Annotated in this window: 21 protein-coding genes; 13 read left to right on the top strand and 8 right to left on the bottom strand. The window is 68.3% G+C overall.

Features of this window, described 5'->3' with window-relative positions; translation table 11 throughout:
- Positions 1 to 40: 40 nt before the first annotated feature.
- From G9373_RS13530 to G9373_RS13515, 4 genes are all read right to left on the bottom strand, one after another.
- Positions 41 to 808, bottom strand: coding sequence for a hypothetical protein (locus tag G9373_RS13530; RefSeq protein ID WP_133985837.1), 768 nt, complete (start codon positions 806 to 808; stop codon positions 41 to 43).
- Positions 805 to 1,482 carry a hypothetical protein gene (locus G9373_RS13525; protein WP_167115458.1) on the bottom strand — a complete coding sequence of 226 codons (678 nt, stop codon included), beginning with the start codon at positions 1,480 to 1,482 and terminating at the stop codon, positions 805 to 807. Before G9373_RS13525 ends, G9373_RS13530 begins: the two co-directional genes overlap by 4 nt.
- A gap of 71 nt (positions 1,483 to 1,553) precedes the next feature.
- Positions 1,554 to 2,414 carry a hypothetical protein gene (locus tag G9373_RS13520; protein WP_005565362.1) on the bottom strand — a complete coding sequence of 287 codons (861 nt, stop codon included), beginning with the start codon at positions 2,412 to 2,414 and terminating at the stop codon, positions 1,554 to 1,556.
- 300 nt (positions 2,415 to 2,714) lie between these two features.
- Positions 2,715 to 3,737 carry an FAD-dependent oxidoreductase gene (locus G9373_RS13515; RefSeq protein ID WP_054247549.1) on the bottom strand — a complete coding sequence of 341 codons (1,023 nt, stop codon included), beginning with the start codon at positions 3,735 to 3,737 and terminating at the stop codon, positions 2,715 to 2,717.
- A 54-nt stretch (positions 3,738 to 3,791) separates the two neighbouring features.
- Between G9373_RS13515 and G9373_RS13510 the strand changes: the two genes are divergently transcribed.
- The 5 genes from G9373_RS13510 (at position 3,792) to G9373_RS13485 (ending at position 12,287) form a co-directional block, all read left to right on the top strand.
- The gene (locus G9373_RS13510; RefSeq protein WP_005263411.1) at positions 3,792 to 4,340 is read left to right on the top strand and encodes a TetR family transcriptional regulator; all 549 of its coding nucleotides are present in this window, start codon (positions 3,792 to 3,794) and stop codon (positions 4,338 to 4,340) included.
- 306 nt (positions 4,341 to 4,646) lie between these two features.
- The gene (gene gltB, locus G9373_RS13500; RefSeq protein ID WP_120660040.1) at positions 4,647 to 9,275 is read left to right on the top strand and encodes a glutamate synthase large subunit; all 4,629 of its coding nucleotides are present in this window, start codon (positions 4,647 to 4,649) and stop codon (positions 9,273 to 9,275) included.
- A complete protein-coding gene (locus G9373_RS13495; protein WP_005263409.1) occupies positions 9,268 to 10,719 on the top strand; it encodes a glutamate synthase subunit beta in 1,452 nt (483 codons plus the stop codon). Before gltB ends, G9373_RS13495 begins: the two co-directional genes overlap by 8 nt.
- A gap of 181 nt (positions 10,720 to 10,900) precedes the next feature.
- Positions 10,901 to 11,815 (top strand): cutinase family protein, encoded by a 915-nt coding sequence (locus G9373_RS13490; protein WP_039953080.1) that lies wholly within the window; start codon positions 10,901 to 10,903, stop codon positions 11,813 to 11,815.
- A 22-nt stretch (positions 11,816 to 11,837) separates the two neighbouring features.
- Positions 11,838 to 12,287, top strand: coding sequence for a thioesterase family protein (locus G9373_RS13485; protein ID WP_005561111.1), 450 nt, complete (start codon positions 11,838 to 11,840; stop codon positions 12,285 to 12,287).
- Between the two features lie 32 nt (positions 12,288 to 12,319).
- Here the strand turns inward: G9373_RS13485 and G9373_RS13480 are convergent, their stop codons facing one another.
- Positions 12,320 to 12,985: a hypothetical protein gene (locus G9373_RS13480; protein WP_005561110.1), complete on the bottom strand. Its 666-nt coding sequence runs from the start codon at positions 12,983 to 12,985 to the stop codon at positions 12,320 to 12,322.
- Positions 12,986 to 13,101: 116 nt separating this feature from the next.
- Between G9373_RS13480 and G9373_RS13475 the strand changes: the two genes are divergently transcribed.
- Both G9373_RS13475 and G9373_RS13470 read left to right on the top strand, forming a co-directional pair.
- Entirely contained in the window at positions 13,102 to 13,545 is a 444-nt protein-coding gene (locus G9373_RS13475; RefSeq protein ID WP_037206799.1) for a hypothetical protein, read from the top strand.
- A gap of 1 nt (position 13,546) precedes the next feature.
- Positions 13,547 to 14,386, top strand: coding sequence for an SDR family oxidoreductase (locus tag G9373_RS13470; RefSeq protein WP_120660038.1), 840 nt, complete (start codon positions 13,547 to 13,549; stop codon positions 14,384 to 14,386).
- Between the two features lie 9 nt (positions 14,387 to 14,395).
- Here the strand turns inward: G9373_RS13470 and G9373_RS13465 are convergent, their stop codons facing one another.
- A complete protein-coding gene (locus G9373_RS13465; RefSeq protein ID WP_005263403.1) occupies positions 14,396 to 15,304 on the bottom strand; it encodes an SDR family NAD(P)-dependent oxidoreductase in 909 nt (302 codons plus the stop codon).
- Between the two features lie 31 nt (positions 15,305 to 15,335).
- Here G9373_RS13465 and G9373_RS13460 point away from each other — a divergent pair, with 31 nt between their 5' ends.
- The 3 genes from G9373_RS13460 to G9373_RS13450 all read left to right on the top strand — a co-directional run bounded on the left by G9373_RS13460 (position 15,336) and on the right by G9373_RS13450 (position 16,901).
- The gene (locus tag G9373_RS13460) at positions 15,336 to 15,833 is read left to right on the top strand and encodes a hypothetical protein (RefSeq protein WP_005263402.1); all 498 of its coding nucleotides are present in this window, start codon (positions 15,336 to 15,338) and stop codon (positions 15,831 to 15,833) included.
- Positions 15,834 to 15,894: 61 nt separating this feature from the next.
- Positions 15,895 to 16,188: a putative quinol monooxygenase gene (locus G9373_RS13455; RefSeq protein WP_005249047.1), complete on the top strand. Its 294-nt coding sequence runs from the start codon at positions 15,895 to 15,897 to the stop codon at positions 16,186 to 16,188.
- An 11-nt stretch (positions 16,189 to 16,199) separates the two neighbouring features.
- Positions 16,200 to 16,901 (top strand): dienelactone hydrolase family protein, encoded by a 702-nt coding sequence (locus G9373_RS13450; protein ID WP_054247545.1) that lies wholly within the window; start codon positions 16,200 to 16,202, stop codon positions 16,899 to 16,901.
- Here G9373_RS13450 and G9373_RS13445 read toward each other — a convergent pair.
- Positions 16,876 to 17,448, bottom strand: a complete 573-nt coding sequence (locus G9373_RS13445) for a dihydrofolate reductase family protein (protein WP_054247544.1) — start codon at positions 17,446 to 17,448, stop codon at positions 16,876 to 16,878. The two genes, G9373_RS13450 and G9373_RS13445, sit on opposite strands and share 26 nt — an antisense overlap.
- Positions 17,449 to 17,486: 38 nt before the next feature.
- Here G9373_RS13445 and G9373_RS13440 point away from each other — a divergent pair, with 38 nt between their 5' ends.
- The 3 genes from G9373_RS13440 to G9373_RS13430 all read left to right on the top strand — a co-directional run bounded on the left by G9373_RS13440 (position 17,487) and on the right by G9373_RS13430 (position 20,841).
- Entirely contained in the window at positions 17,487 to 18,017 is a 531-nt protein-coding gene (locus G9373_RS13440; RefSeq protein WP_133985839.1) for a class I SAM-dependent methyltransferase, read from the top strand.
- A gap of 59 nt (positions 18,018 to 18,076) precedes the next feature.
- Positions 18,077 to 19,546, top strand: a complete 1,470-nt coding sequence (locus tag G9373_RS13435) for an Hsp70 family protein (protein ID WP_206032131.1) — start codon at positions 18,077 to 18,079, stop codon at positions 19,544 to 19,546.
- Between the two features lie 71 nt (positions 19,547 to 19,617).
- On the top strand, positions 19,618 to 20,841 hold the full coding sequence (locus G9373_RS13430; protein WP_167115454.1) for an Hsp70 family protein: 1,224 nt from the start codon (positions 19,618 to 19,620) through the stop codon (positions 20,839 to 20,841).
- Here G9373_RS13430 and G9373_RS13425 read toward each other — a convergent pair.
- Positions 20,838 to 21,215, bottom strand: a complete 378-nt coding sequence (locus G9373_RS13425) for a helix-turn-helix domain-containing protein (protein WP_007301385.1) — start codon at positions 21,213 to 21,215, stop codon at positions 20,838 to 20,840. The two genes, G9373_RS13430 and G9373_RS13425, sit on opposite strands and share 4 nt — an antisense overlap.
- Positions 21,216 to 21,294: the final 79 nt, after the last annotated feature.

Raw genomic sequence — 21,294 nt, 5'->3', positions numbered from 1 at the left:
AATACCCTCCCCGCCCGGGAGGGTACTGGACGCGCCCCGCTCAGACCCGTTCCGGCCGACCTTCGGCTACCGCCGACGCTGCCGCGGACACCCGCTCGTACGCGGCCCGGGTGTCCGGTGCCAGCTTGCTGTGTTCGATGACGATCCCCATGCCCAGATGTTCGTCGTAGGGGATGGTCTCGATGCCCCACACCTGTCCGCCCAGGTACTCGCGGAGGAGGTCGACGTCCACCTGCCAGCCGGTGGCGTCCTGATTCGACACGGTGACGACGGTGCGGGCGAGCCCTGGTTCGCCGAGCGTGTCACCGATCGACTGCAACGCGGAGCGGAGACGGTTGAACGCGTCCGCCCGGCACGGCACGACGAGGACGATGGGCGACGGAGTGGCCAGCAGCGGCGCAAGGTACGCGGCACGCAACCGGTGACCGAGGTCGTGAACGGCACTCACACCGCGAGCGCGGAGTGTCCCTGTGACAGTATGGAATTCACGTTCTGATGCGGTCTGATTCCCGATGCGGTTCAGGATGCGGGTCCCGGCGCTCGTGCGGGAGCAGTACCCGTCGAACACGTCGTCCGCGACGGGGCCGGCCGCAACCAGTTGCTCGAGGCCGCTCACGGAGAGCACGGCGTCGGCGCCGCGTTCGGCGACATCGCCGCCCGCGGGTGTCGCGTCGACGGCCACGACCGCGCCGCCGCGAGCTGCCGCGGTGTTGGCGAGCCCGAGCGTCGTCGTGGTGGCGCCGGCTCCGCCACACGCCCCGAGGACGAGGGTTGACACCGGAAGTGCTTGCAGCAGTTGGTCGGTCACTTCGCGTCTCCAATGGATGTGATATACGTGCGACCGTCGCGGTCCGCGGTGGTCACGACCTGCTCGTACTTCTTCGCCGACCCGTCCGGTCGCAGCTCCGACAGCGTCACGGCGTAGCGGCCGGGTTCTGTCTCGGTGATGGCGAGGCAGTGCTCGGTGCCCTCGGGCACCGAATCGATGCCGCCCTGGATGGTCTCGGCGGACCCCACCGGCGCGTCGGGGGCGACCACCTCGCGGGCCTTCGCGCCGCTCCGTGCGACGTAGTACGCGTGGTCGAAGCCCAGGATCGCGGCGACGCCGTCGGAGGTCCCGCCCGGACCGTTGCCGGTCACCGTCGAGCCGTCGCGGGATTCGACGCACCAGCCCGAATCGGCAGCGGCGACGGGGGTTCCGCTCGCATCACCGGACGTCGAGGTGAACACGGCGACCACACCGGCGATCCCGGCGATCACCGCTGCCGCGGCTCCGGCGACCGCGAGTGTCTGCTTGCCGCGACCGCTGCGAACAGGTGGGGTGGGATCGGGCTCGTCGCCCGGGGCCAGCCACGTCGGAGCGGGGGGTTGCTGCTCGGTTTCCGCGGCAGGAGTCGTCGACCGCGGTGCCGGGGCCGACGCGAAGGGCGGGAACCAGTGCGAGAAGCGGTCGAGGGGTGCCCTGTTCGGCGGTTCTGTCACAGTTGAATCCTCCACACCTCATTCCCTCGCGCGGAGCCGACCCCTGGCGGGCTCCACGCGAGGGAATCGGATCACACGTGCAGCGTCGCCTGGCTGCGCACGTTCACGCCGCCGATCGTCGTGGTGGCCGGACCGCTGTCGGTGGACTGCAGCTGCGGCAGTTGCGGTGCGGGCAGGGACGCGATCGTCTGGACCAGTTCCCCGAAGGCCGGGTACCGGTGGGCCGCATCCGCGATCGCGGCGGCGGCGGGTGTGACGTCGACGGGCGCGGACCAGTTGGTGGGGTGCTCGGCGTTGGAATCGGCCGAGAACGCGGACACGGTGGCCGCGGTCGGCGAGAACGGGTCGACGGCGATGCCCGCGGTGCCGGTGGCGTCACCGATGCGCCAGCCGATGGTGCCGACGTATCCCTCGGGGTTGCCGTACTGGCGTCCGTTGGCGGCAACCGGCACCGCGCCGACCAGTGTGTCGACGGCCGCATTGACCTCGACCACCGGCTTCGGCACGGGAAGGGCGGGGGCGACGGGTGCCTGGTGCGCCTTCGGCATGTCGTCGGGGTCGATCCACACGGTCGCCGGCTGGGCGGCCGGTGCCTCGTCGACCACTCCCTCGTCGACGACTCCCTCGGCGGTGGGCGCTGCCAGGTCAGGAGCAGCGGGCACAACCGTCTCGGCACCCGGCACCGCCAGCGGAGCCTGCGGGGGAGCGGGCGTCGTCGCGGCCGGAGCCGCCGGGTCGGTGACGCCGGGCTGCGACGTGGTGGGTGGCGTCGTCGGGTCCGTCACGCCGGGCTGCGACGTGGTGGGCGCGTCCCGCGGGTCGGTGACGCCCGGCTGCGACGTGGACGGCGGGGTGGTCGGAGCGGCGTGTGCCGTCGCGGCACCGAGCAGTGCGGCGGCGGACACCGAAATCGCGGCTGCCAGAGCGTGCATGCGGATTCTCAAGTCTTTGACTCCTGAAGTCGAACGGACATGGTGATCGAACGGACTGGTGCTGACGAAGCAAACGCAAGAGTGGTGCAGTTCAGAGGCACCGAAAGAGGGAAGCGAGCACAGCAGAATGCCTCCACCGACGAGGTGGATGTGTTGTTTCCCCGATGAGATACGTCCGTGCTGCCGGCGCACTGCCGCAGCCGTCGTCCACCGCCCCCATGACCGCCCCCGGTTCTTTCTCGTCCCCCTACCGCGGCAAAGTACCAGACGGGCAAGCGTTCCCGCGCCCCCGCATTCCGGTCAGGCCAGGCCCGCGGCCAGCTTCACCGTCAGATCGCGCAGCGGACGGAGACGGCCGGTCATCGCGAGGGAGGACATGACGCGCGATCCACGCACGAGCCGCCGCGTCGCGGGCCGCCGCGTGCGGTCGTAACGGTGTAGCGCGGTGTGAATGTCGGTGTCGGCGGTGAGGAATCGGCCGAGCGCGACTGCGTCGACGAGGGCCTCGCAGGCGCCCCGGCCGAGGTTCGGTGCCATCGCGTGGGCCGCGTCGCCGAGCAGGGCCGTGTTGCCCGACACGTACGACGGCAGCGCGGGGGACTCGTACAGGTCGTGGTGGAGCATCGCGTCGGGGGTGGCGGCATCCAGCACTGCCCGGACGTCGGCGTGCCAGTTCCCGAACCGCGAGCGGAGGTAGTCGAGGCCGCCGGGGTGCCCGGCGTCGGTGCGGACGCACGCGAACCAGTTGACGAGATCACCGTCGCGCGGGGTGATACCGAAAAGTGCGTCCGCATCCCAGGTTTCGCTGACGGTGTCGCGATGGCCGGGCACCCACCCGCGCCAGGCGGTCGCTCCTGTGTACCGCGGCTCGAACTTCTCGCCGAACAGTTGTCGGCGGGTCGGGCTGCGCAGACCGTCCGCGCCGATCACCACGTCGTGGTCCGTCAGCGCGTCGACGGCCGGGGCCGGTGTGCCGAACGAGATCATTCCGTCGGGCAGGGTCTCGGCCAGTGTGGCCAGGAGGGCGGGCCGCGACAGCAGGTAGGCGGTGCGGTCGCGGTTGTCGATAGTGCCGATCACGGATCCGTCGGGGCGCAGGAGCGAACCGCGGTGCTGGGGTGATCCCAGCGTGCGCACTCGGTCACCTGCGCCGATCGCGTCCAGCGCGTCGAGCGCCTGCGGCCACATGCCGAGCGCGGTGCCCGACGTGGGCAGGGTGTCGGCACGCTCGAAGACCTCGACGTGCCAGCCGGCGCGGGACAGGTAGCGGGCGACGGCGAGTCCGCCGATGCCGCCGCCGAGGACTGCTGCGGAGTGCGTCATGACCACCACGCTACTACGGGTGTAGTGGATTTACTACCGTTGTAGTGTCGGGGTATGGCAGACAAACGGGAGAAGGTGCTCGACGCCGCCATCACGCTTCTCGGCACCAAAGGGGTCCGGGCCCTCACGCACCGGGGCGTCGACGAACTGGCCGGGATGCCCCAGGGGTCCGCGTCCAACTACTTCCGCAGCCGGGGCGCGCTGCTCGAGGGGATCGTCACACGGCTGGTCGAACGTGACCGGGAGGACTGGCAGAAGTTCGCGCAACTCCGGCCGGCCGGCACGGACGCCCTGGTCGAGGCCCTGGTTGCGTTCGTGAGCTTCTCCACTGGTCCGGACCGCGTGCGCACGAGTGCCCGCTACGCACTCTTCGTCGAGGCCTCCGTGACGCCGGGACTGGACGCGAAGATCGGATCGGCGCGCCGCGCGCTCGTAGAGTGGGGTGCGGAGATGCTGGAACTCGTGGGATCGAGGAACCCGGCTTCCGACGCAGTGGTGGTCACCGACTACCTGGACGGTGTGATCCTTCATCAACTCACCGTCCCGGATCTCGATTTCGATCCGACTGCGGGAATTACAGCGGTGCTCGGCGCTCTCACTTAACATGTACTCAGTGCAGTCGGACGAGGTCCGCCCTCGACAATGCCCAGTTCAGAGGGTAAATAGGCCAACCTAAGTTGTGTTTCGTCGGGGGTTCTGAATTATCGTTTTCGTTACACGTTGGACCCACGAAAGTCCGACCCGACCGAAAAGCCACGTCGCCCGGTGCGAGGACCACACCCAGCGTGCTGCAAAAGGGCGATAGCCGATCGGTGGTGCCGATCACGTCGTGACGGCACCTGCATTGCAAGTTGATGGCCATCAGCGCTGCTGGTCGTCGGTGCATCTTTTGGCATACGAAGGCTAGGTATGAAGCAACTTCCAGGCCCCCAGGGGCTGTATCACCCGTCGAACGAGCACGATTCCTGTGGTGTCGCGTTCGTCGTGGACATGAAGGGCCGCCGCAGCAGGGACATCGTCGAGAAGGCGATCACCGCGCTGGTGAACCTCGAGCACCGTGGTGCCGCGGGCTCCGAACCCAACACGGGTGACGGCGCCGGCATCCTCCTCCAGGTCCCGGACAAGTTCTTCCGCGCCGTGGTCGACTTCCCGCTGCCCGCGGAAGGCACGTACGCCACCGGCATCGCGTTCCTGCCGCAGAGCAAGGCCGACGCGCAGCGCGCAGCCGACGCCGTCGAGAAGATCGTCGAGAGCGAGGGCCTGAAGGTCCTCGGCTGGCGTGAGGTCGCGACCGACGACTCGTCGCTCGGCGCCCTGGCCCGCGACGCCATGCCGACGTTCCGGCAGATCTTCATCGGCAGCGAGAACGACGCCCTCACCGGTCTCGACCTCGAGCGCCGCGCCTACGTGGTCCGTAAGCGCACCGAGCACGAGCTGGGCAGCGAAGGCGCCGGCAAGGACGGCCCCGGTCGCGAGACCGTGTACTTCCCGAGCCTGTCGAGCCAGACGTTCGTCTACAAGGGCATGCTGACCACTCCGCAGCTCAAGGGTTTCTACCTGGACCTGCAGGACGAGCGCGTCGAGTCGGCCCTCGGCCTCGTGCACTCGCGCTTCTCGACCAACACCTTCCCGTCGTGGCCGCTGGCCCACCCGTTCCGGCGCGTGGCCCACAACGGTGAGATCAACACCGTCACCGGCAACGAGAACTGGATGCGTGCCCGTGAGGCGCTCATCGACAGCGACATCTTCGGTGGGTCAGGAGAGGTTGGGCCCGGCAAGGATCGGCGCAGCCAGCTGGAGAAGATCTTCCCGGTCTGCACGAACGGCGCCAGCGACACCGCGCGGTTCGACGAGGTGCTCGAGATGCTGCACCTCGGTGGCCGCAGCCTGCCGCACGCCGTGCTGATGATGATCCCGGAGGCCTGGGAACGGCACGAGAGCATGGACCCCGCCCGCCGGGCGTTCTACCAGTACCACTCGTCGCTCATGGAGCCGTGGGACGGACCGGCGTCGGTGTGCTTCACCGACGGCACCGTCATCGGCGCCGTCCTGGACCGCAACGGCCTGCGCCCCTCGCGTCTCTGGGTGACCGACGACGGCCTCGTCGTCATGGCCTCCGAGGTCGGCGTCCTGCCGATCGACCCCGCCACCGTCGTGAAGAAGATCCGGCTGCAGCCCGGCCGCATGTTCCTCGTCGACACCGCCGAGGGTCGCATCATCAGCGACGACGAGATCAAGTCGGAACTGGCCGCCGAGCACCCCTACCAGGAGTGGCTCGACCAGGGTCTGACCCACATGGACGACCTGCCGGACCGCCCGTACACCTACATGTCGCACGAGCGCGTCGTGCTGCGTCAGCAGATGTTCGGGTACACCAACGAAGAGGTCAACCTCCTCGTCAAGCCGATGGCGCTCTCCGGCGCCGAGGCTCTCGGCTCCATGGGTACCGACACCCCGATCGCCGTGCTGTCCTCGCGGTCGCGGATGCTGTTCGACTACTTCTCGCAGCTGTTCGCGCAGGTCACGAACCCGCCGCTCGACGCCATCCGCGAGGAGGTCGTCACCAGCCTCGGCGGCACCATCGGCCCCGAGCACGACCTGCTGCACCCCACCGCGGAGTCCTGCCGGCAGATCTTCCTGCCGCAGCCGATCCTGCACAACGACGACCTGTCGAAGCTCATTCACGTCAACGACGACGGTGAATTCCCGAACTTCCGCAGCGTCATCGTCCGCGGTCTGTACCCGGTGGCCGAGGGCGGAGCGGGTCTGCGCAAGGCCCTCGACGACGTCCGCTACCAGGTGTCGGAGGCCATCGCCGGCGGTGCGCGCCTCGTCGTCCTGTCCGACCGTGAGTCGAACGAGACGTACGCGCCCATCCCGTCGCTGCTGCTGACGTCGGCCGTGCACCACCACCTGGTGCGCGAGAAGACCCGCACGAAGGTCGGCCTCATCGTCGAGGCCGGCGACGCCCGCGAGGTGCACCACATGGCGCTCCTCATCGGGTTCGGTGCGGCAGCGGTCAACCCGTACATGGCGTTCGAGACCGTCGACGAGGCGGTGCAGAACAACGAACTGCAAGGCGTCAGCCTCGACAAGGCCATCCAGAACTACATCAAGGCCGCGGGCAAGGGCGTGCTCAAGGTGATGTCCAAGATGGGCATCTCCACCCTGGCGTCCTACACCGGCGCCCAGCTGTTCCAGGTCATCGGCCTGTCGCAGGAACTGGTCGACGAGTACTTCACCGGCTTGCAGTCCAGCCTCGGCGGCATCGGCCTCGACGAGATCGCCGCCGACGTCGCGGTCCGGCACTCCAACGCGTACCTGGACCGTCCCGAGGAGCGCGCGCACCGCGAGCTCGAGGTGGGCGGCGAGTACCAGTGGCGTCGTGAGGGCGAGTACCACCTGTTCAACCCGGACACGGTGTTCAAGCTGCAGCACTCCACGCGCACCGGGCAGTACGAGGTGTTCAAGGAGTACACGAAGCTGGTCGACGACCAGTCCGAGCGCCTCGCGGCGTTGCGCGGCCTCTTCGAGTTCAAGAAGGGCGTCCGCGAGCCCGTCCCGCTGGACGAGGTCGAGCCCGCCACCGAGATCGTCAAGCGCTTCTCGACGGGTGCGATGAGCTACGGCTCCATCTCCGCCGAGGCGCACGAGACCCTCGCCATCGCCATGAACCGCCTCGGCGGCCGGTCCAACTCCGGTGAGGGCGGCGAGAGCCCGGCCCGCTTCACCCCGGACGAGAACGGCGACTGGCGGCGGTCCGCGATCAAGCAGGTCGCGTCGGGACGCTTCGGTGTCACGTCGCACTACCTGACCAACTGCACCGACATCCAGATCAAGATGGCGCAGGGAGCGAAGCCCGGTGAGGGCGGCCAGCTGCCGGCGCACAAGGTGTACCCGTGGGTGGCCGAGGTCCGGCACTCCACGCCCGGCGTCGGGCTGATCTCGCCGCCGCCGCACCACGACATCTACTCGATCGAGGATCTCGCGCAGCTGATCCACGACCTGAAGAACGCCAACCCGCAGGCCCGGATCCACGTGAAGCTGGTGTCCGAGGTCGGTGTCGGCACCGTCGCCGCCGGTGTGTCCAAGGCACACGCGGACGTCGTGCTGATCTCCGGTCACGACGGTGGCACCGGTGCCACCCCGCTGACGTCGATGAAGCACGCGGGCGCCCCGTGGGAGCTCGGCCTCGCCGAGACCCAGCAGACGCTGCTGCTCAACGGTCTGCGCGACCGCATCGTCGTGCAGGTGGACGGCCAGCTCAAGACCGGCCGCGACGTCATGGTCGCCGCGCTGCTCGGTGGCGAGGAGTTCGGTTTCGCGACCGCCCCGCTGGTGGTGTCGGGCTGCATCATGATGCGGGTCTGCCACCTCGACACGTGCCCCGTGGGTGTCGCCACGCAGAACCCCGTTCTGCGCAAGCGGTTCAACGGCAAGCCGGAGTTCGTGGAGAACTTCTTCCTCTTCATCGCCGAAGAGGTGCGCGAACTCCTCGCCGAGCTCGGCTTCCGCACCCTCGACGAGGCCGTCGGACAGGTCGACGTCCTCGACACCACGAAGGCGCTCGAGCACTGGAAGGGCACCAAGGCCGGCAACCTCGACCTGTCGCCGATCCTGCACGAGACCGAGTCGGCGTTCATGGACCAGGACCTGTACTGCACAGGCACCCAGGATCACGGCCTCGACAAGGCACTCGACCAGCAGCTGATCGTTCAGAGCCGCAACGCTCTCGACAAGGGCCAGAAGGTCACGTTCGAGTCGCCGATCACCAACGTCAACCGCACGGTCGGCACCATGCTCGGCCACGAGGTGACGAAGGTGTACGGCGGCGAGGGCCTGCCGGACAACACGATCGACATCACGTTCACCGGTTCGGCCGGGAACAGCTTCGGTGCGTTCGTCCCCAAGGGCATGACCCTGCGCCTGCACGGCGATGCCAACGACTTCGTCGGCAAAGGCCTGTCCGGTGGACGCCTCGTGGTGCGCCCGCCGCTGGAGACCGCGCCCGGCTTCGTCGCCGAGGACAACATCATCGGCGGCAACGTGATCCTGTTCGGTGCCACGAGCGGTGAGGCTCTGCTCCGCGGTGTCGTGGGCGAGCGATTCGCGGTCCGTAACTCCGGCGCCACCGCGGTGGTCGAGGGAGTCGGCGACCACGGTTGCGAGTACATGACCGGTGGAAAGGTCGTCATCCTCGGTGCGACGGGACGTAACTTCGGTGCCGGCATGTCCGGTGGCGTCGCGTACGTCTACAACCCGGACAAGGTGTTCGAGGACAACCTCAACACGGAACTGGTGGATCTCGAGGACCTGACGGGTGACGACTTCACCTGGCTGAAGTCCGCCATCGAGCGTCACCGCGACGAGACGGGCTCGGAGGTTGCCGCGCGCATCCTGTCCGACTGGTCGCAGCAGGTCAATCATTTCGCGAAGGTGATGCCCCGCGATTACAAGAAGGTGCTCTTGGCCATCGAGGCCGCGAAGAAGGATGGAAAGAACGTGGACGAGGCAGTGATGGAGGCAGCTCGTGGGTGATCCAAGCGGCTTCCTGAAGCACACGTCACGCGAACTTCCGGTTCGCCGGCCGGTGCCGTTGCGCCTGCTCGACTGGAACGAGGTCTACGAGGAGTTCTCGCCGGACACCCTGAAGACTCAGGCCAGCCGGTGCATGGACTGCGGTATCCCGTTCTGCCACAACGGCTGTCCGCTGGGGAATCTGATTCCCGAGTGGAACGACCTGGTCTACAAGGACCGGTGGCACGACGGCATCGAGCGTCTGCACGCGACCAACAACTTCCCGGAGTTCACCGGGCGGCTGTGCCCCGCACCCTGTGAGGCGTCGTGCGTCCTGGGCATCAACCAGGACCCCGTCACCATCAAGCAGGTCGAGGTCGAGCTCATCGACCGCGCCTTCGACGAGGGCTGGGTCAAGCCGGTGCACCCGACCCGTTCGACGGGCAAGAAGGTCGCCGTCGTCGGTTCCGGTCCTGCGGGGCTCGCTGCAGCGCAGCAGCTGACGCGCGCCGGGCACATGGTCACCGTGTTCGAGCGGGCCGACCGCATCGGCGGGCTGCTGCGGTACGGCATCCCCGAGTTCAAGATGGAGAAGCGGCACATCGACCGCCGTCTCGATCAGATGAACTCCGAGGGCACCGTCTTCAAGACGGGTGTCAACGTCGGAGTCGACATCACCGCGGACGCACTGCGCGCGCAGTTCGACGCCGTGGTCCTGGCCGGCGGTGCCACCGAGGCCCGCGACCTGCCGATCCCCGGCCGCGAGCTGGACGGCATCCATCAGGCGATGGAGTTCCTGCCGATCGCGAACCGTGTGCAGCTCGGCGACCTGGAGAAGCCGACCATCACCGCGGAGGGCAAGAAGGTCGTCATCATCGGCGGCGGCGACACCGGCGCGGACTGCCTGGGCACCTCGCACCGTCAGGGCGCCGAGAGCGTTCACCAGTTCGAGATCATGCCGAGACCGCCCGAGACCCGCGCCGAGCACACCCCGTGGCCGACGTACCCGCTGATGTACCGGGTCGCGTCCGCGCACGAGGAGGGCGGCGAACGCCTCTTCTCCGTGAACACGGAACGGTTCGTCGGTGCCGACGGCAAGGTGACCGCACTGAAGGCCCACGAGGTCGAGATGAAGTCGGGTCGTTTCGAGAAGGTCGAGGGTTCGGACTTCGAGCTCGAGGCCGACCTCGTGCTGCTGGCGATGGGCTTCGTCGGACCCGAGAAGCCGGGCCTGCTCACCGATCTCGGCGTCGACCTCAACGAGCGCGGCAACGTCGCCCGCTCCGCGAAGTGGGCCACCAACGTCGACGGCGTCTTCGTGGCCGGCGACATGGGACGCGGTCAGTCGCTGATCGTGTGGGCCATCGCCGAGGGTCGTTCGGCGGCCGCCGCGGTCGATGCGTACCTCGAGGGCGAGTCGGCGCTGCCGTCTCCGATCGAGACCACCACCGCCCCGCAGCGGTAGATGTAACTGCTCGTACAATCCGCACCCCGGTAGGTTTTCCTACCGGGGTGTCGGTTTATCGTGCGGGGGTCACGTTCGGTCGGTAACGTTCATTTACCGATCGTGCATCTTTAGGTCACGTCGCCCTGGCAGCATCCCGTCTGCAGGACGGCGAAGGGGAGAACAGGTTGAGGCCATGGCAATGAAACGGGTTGTCGCATTTCTGACCGCAGTGGCTGCTGCGGCAGCCATCCCGGTGGTATCGGGAGTAGCGGGCACGAGCGCAGTGGCGAACGCGGACCCCTGCCCGAGTCTGTACGTGGTCGCGATTCCGGGGACGTGGGAAACGTCCACCAAGGACAATGTCAGGCCCACGCCGGGTCTGCTGTCCGCGGTGACGAACGGTCTGCCGTCGTCGATCCGCACCGACTACGTCACGTACGCCGCCACGGCCTTCCCGTGGGAGTCCGAGGTGTACGGGCGCTCGAAGGCGCAGGCGGTCAGCAATGCCAAGGGCATGCTGTCGTCGATGTCGCAGCAGTGCCCCGACACGAAGCTGTCGATCATCGGGTACAGCCAGGGCGCCGACGCGGCGGGTGATCTCGCTGCGGAGATCGGCACCGGCCTCGGTGTGGTGCCCGCGGACAAGATCGCGGCCGTCGGACTCGTGTCCGATCCGCGGCGGTCGCCGACCGACGCGCTCGTCGGCCCTGCCGTCGCAGGCAGCGGCGCCGGTGGTCCCCGCATCGGCGGGTTCGGCTGGGTCAGCCAGAACACGCGCACCTTCTGCGCGTACGGCGACCTGTACTGCTCCACGCCGAAGGAAGACTTCGTGACGCGGCTCGCCGGGTTCCTCGCGCAGACGTCGGATCCGACGCCGACGCTGTTCGGGCGCTACCAGCAGGAAGCGCTCGCGATCTGGAACGACATCCTCGCTGTGGGCGGTGTGCCGGCCCTGATGGCTCAGCTGGACGAGCAGTCCAACGAGAAGCGCATCGACGAGCTGGAGCAGTTCTACAAGTCGCAGGCTCACCAGGACTACACCAGGTACGCGGTCGACGGATCGGGTACGCCCGCCACGACGTGGCTGAGGAACTGGTTGCGCGACATCGCGTGAGTTCGGCCGACGGCGGCAGGGGATGATGTCCAACGTGACTGACACCCCTGCCGCCGTCGTCGGCTACGACGCCTTCGTGACCGTTCGGTGGTCCGACATGGACGCCTTTCAGCACATCAACCATGCGCGGATGGTGACGTTGCTCGAAGAGGCCCGGATCGACTGGCTGCTCAGCGAGGGCAGCGAGAACTCGTCGCTCATCACGAGCGCGTTCATCGCCGACATCCACGTGAAGTACCGAGGACAGTTGCGGCACTCCGACAGTCCCCTGCGGATCACCATGTGGATCGCCAAGCACCGGGCGGTGGATTTCACCATCGGCTACGAAGTCCGGGGCGCCCGTACCCCGATCACCGACCCGCCTGCCGTCACCGCCACCACTCAGATGGCCGTCGCGGACGTGGATGCCCAGCGGCTACGCCGCATCACCGCCACCGAGCGCGAGTACCTGACCCGCTGGTCCCGCACGTGAGTGGGAATGTGTGTTCCGGCACGCTTTCCCACTCACGTGCGGAGGTCGTCGGGGGCCGGTAGGGGACGGTCCGGGTCGAGGACCGCGCCGCGGCTGCGCATCGTGGCGTCGACCAGCGCCCACGCCCACGCGGCCAGCTGTTCGGTCAGCGCGCCGACGTCGGTGCCGCCCGGTCGATCGATCCACTCCGCGGACACCGACTCGACCATCCCGATCAGCGCATTGGCCAGCGGTGTCGCGGTGGCGGGCGCGCCGAGAGCGTCCAGGTAGGGGTGGAGCATGTCGGCGACCGCGGTGCTGATGGCCCGCCGCACCTCTCCGGCCGCGGGGGAGAACGACATCAGGTAGCGGTACAGGTTGGCGTGTTCGGTGACCCAGTCGAGGTGGGTGCGGGCGGCGCGGGTGAGGATGGCGTGCGGTGCGCCGTCGACGGTGATCACGGGGGCGTATTCGAGGAGCATCATCGCCGCGACCCGCCGGGCGACGGCGTTCTTGAGGTCGGTGCTGTCGTCGAAGTGCCGGTAGATGCGGGTTCGCGCGACCTCGGCGTAGACGGCCATCGTCGCGACCGACACGTCGGGACCTTCTGCGTCGATGGCGACGAGTGCCCGTTCGACGAACTCCGAGCGCCGCTTCTCGCGTTGGCCGCGCCACCGGGCAGCGCGCCCGTCACCGGCGTCTTGCTGGGGTTTCGTCATCGAATCGAATCGTAGTCTTCCCTGTCGCTGCGTTTCCGTATACCGTCGGCAGTATGCGGTACATCGATGTACCACACATTCTCTGCCTCGGACGTCGACACGTTGGGATATCCGTCTTGTCCATTCAGCTCTGCCTGTCCGGCCCCCGCAGTTCCGGGCGTTCGATGATCGGCTTACGCAGCACCACGGTGATCGTCGTTCCGCCCGCGATGGCCTTCGAGTACCTTGCGGATCCGGCGACCGTGCCCGGTGCGATCACGCTGCCGTCCCGCGCCCGGGTCGTCGCATCGGACCCGGGTCGCCGGCTCGTCGTCGAGGCCGATCACGGCGTGCACGGATCGGTCTGGACGTTCGACGCGGTCAGCCCGGACGAAACGGAGCTCACCGTCGCCTTCCGCTACCACTCTCCCGGCAGACCGGCCGGACAACTGCTCGGCGGTGTCGCCGCACCCGTGGTGTGGCAGGCGCTGCGACGTGCACAGGCCACGTTGAAGGATCGGATCGAAACCCTCTACCACGAGCCGGCCGGCGCGGCCGGTCTCGACCGCAGGAGAGCATGACGTGGGATTCTCGGTAGCGGGCAAGACGGTCCTGATCACCGGGGCGGCCATGGGGATGGGGCGTCTGTTCGCCCGGCTCGCCGCCGCCGACCGCGCCGGAACGGTGGTGTTGTGGGACATCGACGCCGCCGCGCTCGAACGCACGGCGCACGAACTGCGCGAATCGGGGTGCACCGTCAGCGCACACGTCGTCGACGTCGCCGACCTCGAATCCGTCCGCACGGCGGCCGCCGAGGTGCGGGACGCGGTCGGTCGTCCCGACGTGCTCGTCAACAACGCCGGGGTGGTGCGTGGCAAGTACTTCTGGGATCACGACCACGAGTCGGACACCAGATTCGTGATGGACGTCAACACGCTCGCACCGATGTACATCACGAACGAGTTCCTGCCCGCCATGATCGAGGACCGCGGCCGGGACTGCCGCATCGTGAACATCGCCTCCGCCGCCGGGACCGTGGCGACACCGAGAATGGCCGTGTACGCGGCGTCGAAGTGGGCTGCCCTGGGCTGGAGCGATTCGCTGCGACTCGAACTGGTCCAGGCCGGCCACGGGCACGTCAAGGTCACCACCGTGTGCCCGAGCTACATCTCCACCGGCATGTTCGACGGTGTGAAGAACCCCCTGTTCGCCCCGATCCTGAGCCCGGAGGACGTCACGGCCCGGTCGTGGCGGGCGATGAAGCAGGGGAAGCCTCTGCTGATGCTGCCGCGGTCGCTGTATCTGTCGCGGGTGGCGAAAGCCGTGCTGCCGGTGCGTGCCTGGGACCGTCTGGCCGACCGGCTCGGTGTGTACCACAGCATGGACGCCTACACCGGTCGGGTGCAGGCACCCACCCCCTGACGTTTCGGATCAGCCGAGGTCGAAGCGTGCGCCGAGCCGCATGCTGCCCGGGGCCAGGCGGCTCAGCGCACGCCCGAACTTGGCCTCGGGCGTGACGGGGACGACGGCCTTGTTGTGCTTGACGGCCCTCACGATCTGCGTCGCCACCCGGTCCGGGGTGAAACCGCGTCTGCGGTAGAGCTTGTCGGCCCGGTCCCGCATCTTCGTCTGCTCCTCCGGTGTGGCGCCGGCGAAGTCGGTGGCCTTGACGATGTTGGTGTGGACCAGTCCGGGACAGATGGCGCTGACGCCGATGCCGTGGTTCACCAATTCCGCACGGAGACAGTCCGACAGCATGAACACCGCGGCCTTGCTCGTCGCGTACGCGGTGAGTCGCTTCTGCGGCGTGAAAGCCGCGGCGGACGACAGGTTGACGATGTGCCCACCGGTTCCGCGGTCGATCATCTGCTGGGAGAACGCGCGGGAGCCGTAGACGACACCCCAGAAATTCACGTCCATCACCCGCTCGAAATCCTTCTGCGGGGTCTTCGTGAACGTGCCCGAATATCCGATTCCGGCGTTGTTGACCACGATGTCGGGGGTGCCGTGCTCGGCCTGCACCTTCTCCGCGAAGCGCTGCACCTCGTCCTCCACCGCGACGTCCACCTGATACGCGTGGGAGCCGCCGCCGAAGATGGCCACCGCACCGCCGCCCTTCATCTGGGCGGAGTTGATGAGATCGGAGGTCAGCTGCGCGGATTCGAGGTCGCGGTCGGCGACCACCACGACAGCGCCTTCGGACGCGAACGCCAGCGCGGTCTCGCGGCCGATCCCGCTGCCGCCACCGGTGACGACGACGAGAGTGCCGTCGAGGTCCCGCAGGCGGTGATGCTTCCGAGTACCGCTGCGCCAGCCTCTTACTTCGCCGAGAAGACTCATGTGACCATCTTGTCCGAGTACGGTCGTGTGTGTGCTGATCTGGTACGTCAGCTATGGATCGAACATGGCGACGACGCGTCTGACCTGCTACCTGCGTGGTGGTTGCCCGGCGGGGGGCAACCTCGTGCACACGGGCGCCCGTGACGCGAGCGCCCCCCGCGAGTCGGTACCGGTGGTGATACCCGGCTCGGTGTTCTTCGCGGGAGAGTCACGGATCTGGGGCGGCGGCCGCGCGTTCTACGACCCCGACGCGCCCGGCACCGTCGCGGCCCGCGCATTCCTGGTGACACAGGAGCAGTTCGAGGACATCCACGCGCAGGAACCCGCCTGCTACGACCGCCTGGTCACTCTCGGAGCCCGCCACGATGTTCCCATGTGCACGTTCACCACCCGGGCCCGCGGCGACGTCGTCGCCAGGAACGCACCGGCACCCGCCTATCTCGCGACCATCGCGGACGGTCTCCGTGAAGCGCACGGCTGGGACGAACCGAAGGTCACCGATTATTTGACGCGACTTCGGGTTTCCTAGCCGACCCAACTGTGCTTACGTGAGACGGGCCACACGAGGTGGCGTTCACGAAAGGGAGTCGATGTCCGATCTGCATGTCGTAGCGACCATTCCTGCCAAGCCCGGTTCCGAGGACACCGTCCGCGACGGACTGTCCGCGCTGGCCGCGGAGAGCCGCAAGGAAGAGGGCTGCATCTCGTACGAGGTGTTCGAATCAGCCGCGGTCGCGGGAACCTTCGTCACCGTCGAGGTGTGGACCGGTCAGGAGGCGGTCGACGCGCACATGAAGTCGCCGCACTTCCAGGCCGCGCTCGGGACGTTCGGTGAGCACCTCGCCGGGGCACCGGCGATCCACCCGCTGAAGCCGGTTTCCTAGAGTCGTAGTTCGTGACCACACCACTCACCAGCATCACCCCTGAAGGTCCCGTCCGCGGCGGTGTCGTCGTCATCCAGGAGGCGTTCGGCGTCACCGGGCACATCGTCGACGTCTGCCGCCGCTTCGCCGCCGCCGGGTACCACGCGGTCGCGCCGCACCTGTTCCACCGGAGCGGCGATCCGGTGCTGGAGTACGACGACATGAAGTCGGCGATGTCGTTGATCGGTGAGCTCACCGCCGCGCACATCGACGAGGACGTCGACGGGGCCGTCGCGACCCTGTCGGCGGCCTCGATCGACCCGCGGAACACCGCGATCGTCGGATTCTGCATGGGCGGAACGGTCGCGTTCCACACGGCGACGCGCCTCGACCTGGGGGCCGCAGTGAGTTTCTACGGCGGAGGCGTCGCGAACGGACGCTTCGGGTATCCATCGCAACTCGACGTCGCCGGGCAGCTGAGTACGCCGTGGCTCGGCCTGTTCGGCGACCGCGACAAGGGGATTCCGACCGAGGAAGTCGAGGAGCTGCGCGCCGCGGTCGCCCACGCGCCGGTGGACACCGACATCGTCCGCTACGCAGACGCCGAACACGGCTTCCACTGCGACGACCGTCCCGCCGTGTACAACGAGGAGGCCGCCCGGGACGGATGGGCACGAACGCTGCAGTGGTTCGGCACCCACGTCGACGTCACACGCGCCGCCGGAACCGACTGACCGCGGCCCCGCTCGGGTAGGCCTCCCGGTGGACGACATCGAAGTGGGTGGGCCGAAAGTCGCCGCCGAACATCGGAGTTCCGCGGCCGGCCACCACCGGATAGTGCTTGACGACCAGTTCGTCGATCTCCGGCAGGAGGGTGCCCGCGAGCTCGCCACCGCCCGCCACCCAGACGCCCAGCGCGCTGTTCTCGGCCTTGAGCTTCCGGACCTTCTCGAGCGGGTCGGCGACGATCTCGACGGCGGGATCGGGGCTTTCGGTCAGAGTGCGGGAAGCGACGTACTGACGCAAGTGCGCGTACGGGCTCGTGATGCCGACGGCCAGGGCGGGCTCGTACGTTGCGCGGCCCTGGATCACGGTGTCGAACTGCTTGTTGGCGCCGTCGACGCCGAACTGCTCCCGCAGGTGTGTCGGAATCGTCTCCGGGTATTCCTGCGCCATGAATCCGAGGATGTCGTCGTGCATCGGGAAGAAACCGATGTCGCCGTCCGGGCCGGCGATGAAGCCGTCGATGGTGATGCCGACGAAGTAGGTGAGGTCCCGCATGGTGTCCTTACTGGGGCGCTTCGGATAGGTGGTATGCCGTGAGGGCTGCGGGCATTCCCGGTCGGTTGCTGTGGGCGGTCGATCGTCTCGACGTGAATCCTCGCGATCGGATCCTAGAGGTGGGTTGCGGGCCGGGTGTAGCGATTTCTCTCGTCGCCGAGAAACTCGACGGCGGACGGATCACCGCGCTCGACCGATCGACGACGGCGATCGAACGGGCGGCGCGGCGCAACGACGCCCACGTCTCGACGGGGACGGTGGTGCTCCGGAACACCGACCTCGCCGGATTTCGTTGCGATCAGGCCTCCTTCGACAAGGCGTTCGCGGTCAACGTCAACGTGTTCTGGGTGCGTGACGCGACCGCCGAGATACGCGTCCTGTGGGAGGCGCTCCGACCGGGCGGAATCCTGCACCTCGTGTACGGCGGAGCGGTGTCCGTACACGACCGTGACAAGTCGCGGCGTGTTGCGGATACCGCCACGCGGGCTCTGGTTTCCGCAGGTTTCGACGTCGATGTCACGAACGGGAACCCGATGTGCGTCACTGGGGTACGGCCGAAAAGCGCCTGACGTGCCGTCCGGTCTGCTTCATGCGCGAGACCCGTGACCGAACCGTTATAGTCTGCGTCATGACTTCAGTTCTCGGTGTATCGGTAGGCGCCAGCGCGGTGCGCTTCGCGTGCCACGACGCCGTGACTCTCGAAACGCCGATCTTCCAATCGCGGTCGGTGACCGCAGCACTCGAACGGCCGGAGGAACTGGCCGCCGAGTCCATCGGGACGGTGCTCGCCGAGCGCGACGAGGCCGACGAGGTGCGGGCCATCGGTGTCGCGTACCAGGACGAGGCGCAGGCCGGTGCCGTGCAGGCCGCGATGGCCCGGCTCCAGATCGGCAACTTCCAGATGGTCCCCGAGGTGACGGCCGCACTCCAGATGCTCGAGATGTCCGGAGAACTCGGCGACCACTCGACGCTCGTGTTCTACGACCTCGGCAGTTCGGGTCTCACCGTCACCGTCGTCGACCGGGATACCGGCATGGTGCTGAGCAGTGCGCGTTCGGACCAGATCAGCGGCGATCTCGTCGACAGGCTCATCTGTGACAACCAACTCGAACTGCACCGCTTCGCGCACCCCGCCGACGCGGCAGCCGCGCTCGCGCTCGCCGCGCGGTGCCGCGATGCGAAGGAACAGCTGTCCACCAACGGCGCGGTGTGCATGCCGGGCGAGGGCGGTCTTCTTCTCCTGTCGCAGGACAGTTTCGATTCGCTCATCGTCGGCCCGGTCGAGACGTCGGCGCGCCTGACCCGGGAGGTCATTCGCCGCTCGGGACGCCTCCCCGACGCCGCCGTGCTGATCGGCGGTGGCGCACATATTCCGTTGGTCACATCGGTGATGGAGTCCTGGCTCGACCTTCCGGTGATCGTCCCCGCGCAGCCGGAACTGGTGGCGGCGGAGGGTGCGGCCCTGCTGGCGCGTCCGACGTCCGACGAGTTCGTCGCGGCGGTGGCGCCGGACCACCCGTTCGAGCCGGAGTTCGAGCCCGAGCCGGAGTTCGAGCCCGAGTCCGAGCTGGAGCTCGAATCCGAGAGGGAGCCGGAGCCCGAGTCGCAGTCGGCACCGATCCGGAAGCGTCGTGGCCTCGTCCTCGCCGGAGGTGTCGTGGCCGTGGTCGCCGCGGTGGGTCTCGGACTCGGCGTCGGCACCGACCTCCTGCAGGGTGCGGAGGAGGACGCGCAACCGGCCGCCACGCACTCGAACACGCAGGCGCCGGCAGCGCGGCAAGTGATACCGCCGCAGCCCACGACGACCGCGGAAGTGGCCCCGCCTTCGGAAGCCGCCCCGTCGGTGGTCGACGAGCAGCCGGTGATCCCGCCGCAGACCGAGGTGCGCACCACGTACCAGCAGCAGCCGCAGAGCCCGACTCGGGCGCCGGCGGCTCCTGAGGCACAGGGTGTCGTGCCGTCCGACGCGTCGTCGGCTCCGCCGACCACGCCGGAACCCGCTCCGCTCGTTCCAGGTCTGCCGCAGTTTCAGCTCCCGACGATTCCGCCGCCCGCGCCGCTCCCGATGCCGGAGTTTCCCCGGATACCCGGACTCTGAGCGCATATAACGAAGGTGGAGGCCGCGAGGCCCCGACACGCGTTCCGTGATCAAACCGTTATAGTCGTTCCATGGTTTCAGTTCTCGGTGTATCGGTGGGTGCCAGCGCTGTGCGCGTGGCGTATCCGGACGACGAGGGGGCCGTCTTCCGGTCATTCCCGGTGGACGCCGCGAGCGAGCACCCGGAGCACGTGGTTGCCGACGCCATCGGAACGGTGATGGCCGAGCGCGCCGACGACGTGCAGGTCTTCGGTGTCGCGTACCGGGACGAGGCGCAGGCCGCTGCCGTGCAGGCCGCGATCGACTGCCGGCTGGTCCCGGAAGTGACGGCCGCGCTCCGCATGCTCGAGGCGTCGGGACAGCTCGGCGACCATTCGACGCTCGTGTTCTACGACCTCGGCAGCTCCGGCCTCACCGTCACCGTGGTCGACCGACTCACCGGCACGGTGCTCGGGACGGCTCGCACCGACGAGATCAGCGGCGACGTCGTCGACCGGTTGATCCGCGACCACCAGCTCGACGAGAAGCGCATTGCGCCACCGGCCGATGCGGCCGCGGAGTCGGCGCTCGACGCCCGTTGCCGTCGCGCCAAGGAAGAGCTGTCGACCAACAGCGCGGTCTGCGTGCCCGGCGACGGCGGCCTGCTCCTGCTCTCGCAGGACATCCTCGACTCGCTGATCGTGCGCCACGTCGAGGCGTCGGCGCGCCTGGCCCGCGAGGTGATCGAATCGTCCGGGCGGGCTGCCGACGCGGTGGTTCTGATCGGGGGCGGCGCGCATATTCCGCTGGTCGCGTCTCTGATGGAGTCGTGGCTGGCGCTCCCGGTGATCGTGCCGGCGCAGCCGGAACTGGTGGCCGCGGAGGGCGCTGCGCTGCTGGCACAGGAGCACTCGGGCACGTCGCACCGCATCGGCGCCGGGGGATTCGCCAAACCGGTGATCCGCGGTGGCGCGCTGGCGGGCGGTGCGCTGGCTGTCGTCGCCGTGATCGGTCTCGGCCTCGGCGTCGGCGGCAGCCACCTGCAGAGCTCCGACGGCGACGCACGTCCGGTCGCCACTCAGCCGAGTGACGCGGAGGTGTCCCCGTCGCCCGCACCCGCACCGGTGTCGACGCCACCGCCGTCCGCCGCGGTGTCGGTTCCGGGCCCGGCCGAGGAGGAGGCAAGCGTGCCGGAGCCCGCTCCCGCGCCTGCCCCCGCTCCGCGCCCACTCATTCCCGGTCTGCCGCAGATTCAGCTGCCGACACTTCCGCCGCCCCCGCCGCTCCCTCCGCTGCCGCGGATTCCGGGCCTCTAGCGGCTCGACGGGTCGAGGCTGTCCCCGTTCGCCTCGACCTCCCGGACCGCCACGATGTGGTCCATGTGCTCGGCGCCCCAGGCGCCGAGCGGTTCGAGGGAGCGGTTGAGGGAGACTCCGAGTTCGGTCAGCGAGTATTCGACCTTCGGCGGAACCTGGTGGTAGACCTCGCGATGCACGATGGCGTCGGCTTCGAGTTCCCGCAATTGCTGGATCAGCATCTTCTCCGATATGCCGGGTACCAGGCGCTTGAGGTCGCCGAACCGCTGCTCACCGGTGTGAAGGGCCCACAGGATCAGCACCTTCCATTTGCCGCCGATGACGTCGATCGCCGCATCGATTCCGCAGGAGTAGGGACGTTGCTGTCGGCGCATGACGCTCCTCACTGACTTTTTGGTAAGTACCTGACTTTGAAGTGGGTACTTGTCGAGTGTAGTGCGCGCGCTGAGACTG

Origin of the sequence: Rhodococcus sp. A14 (assembly GCF_011603105.1) — a bacterium.
GTDB classification, from domain to species: domain Bacteria; phylum Actinomycetota; class Actinomycetes; order Mycobacteriales; family Mycobacteriaceae; genus Rhodococcus_F; species Rhodococcus_F opacus.
Note: the sequence above shows the minus strand (reverse complement) of the source record. Positions and strands in the feature narration are given on the sequence as shown.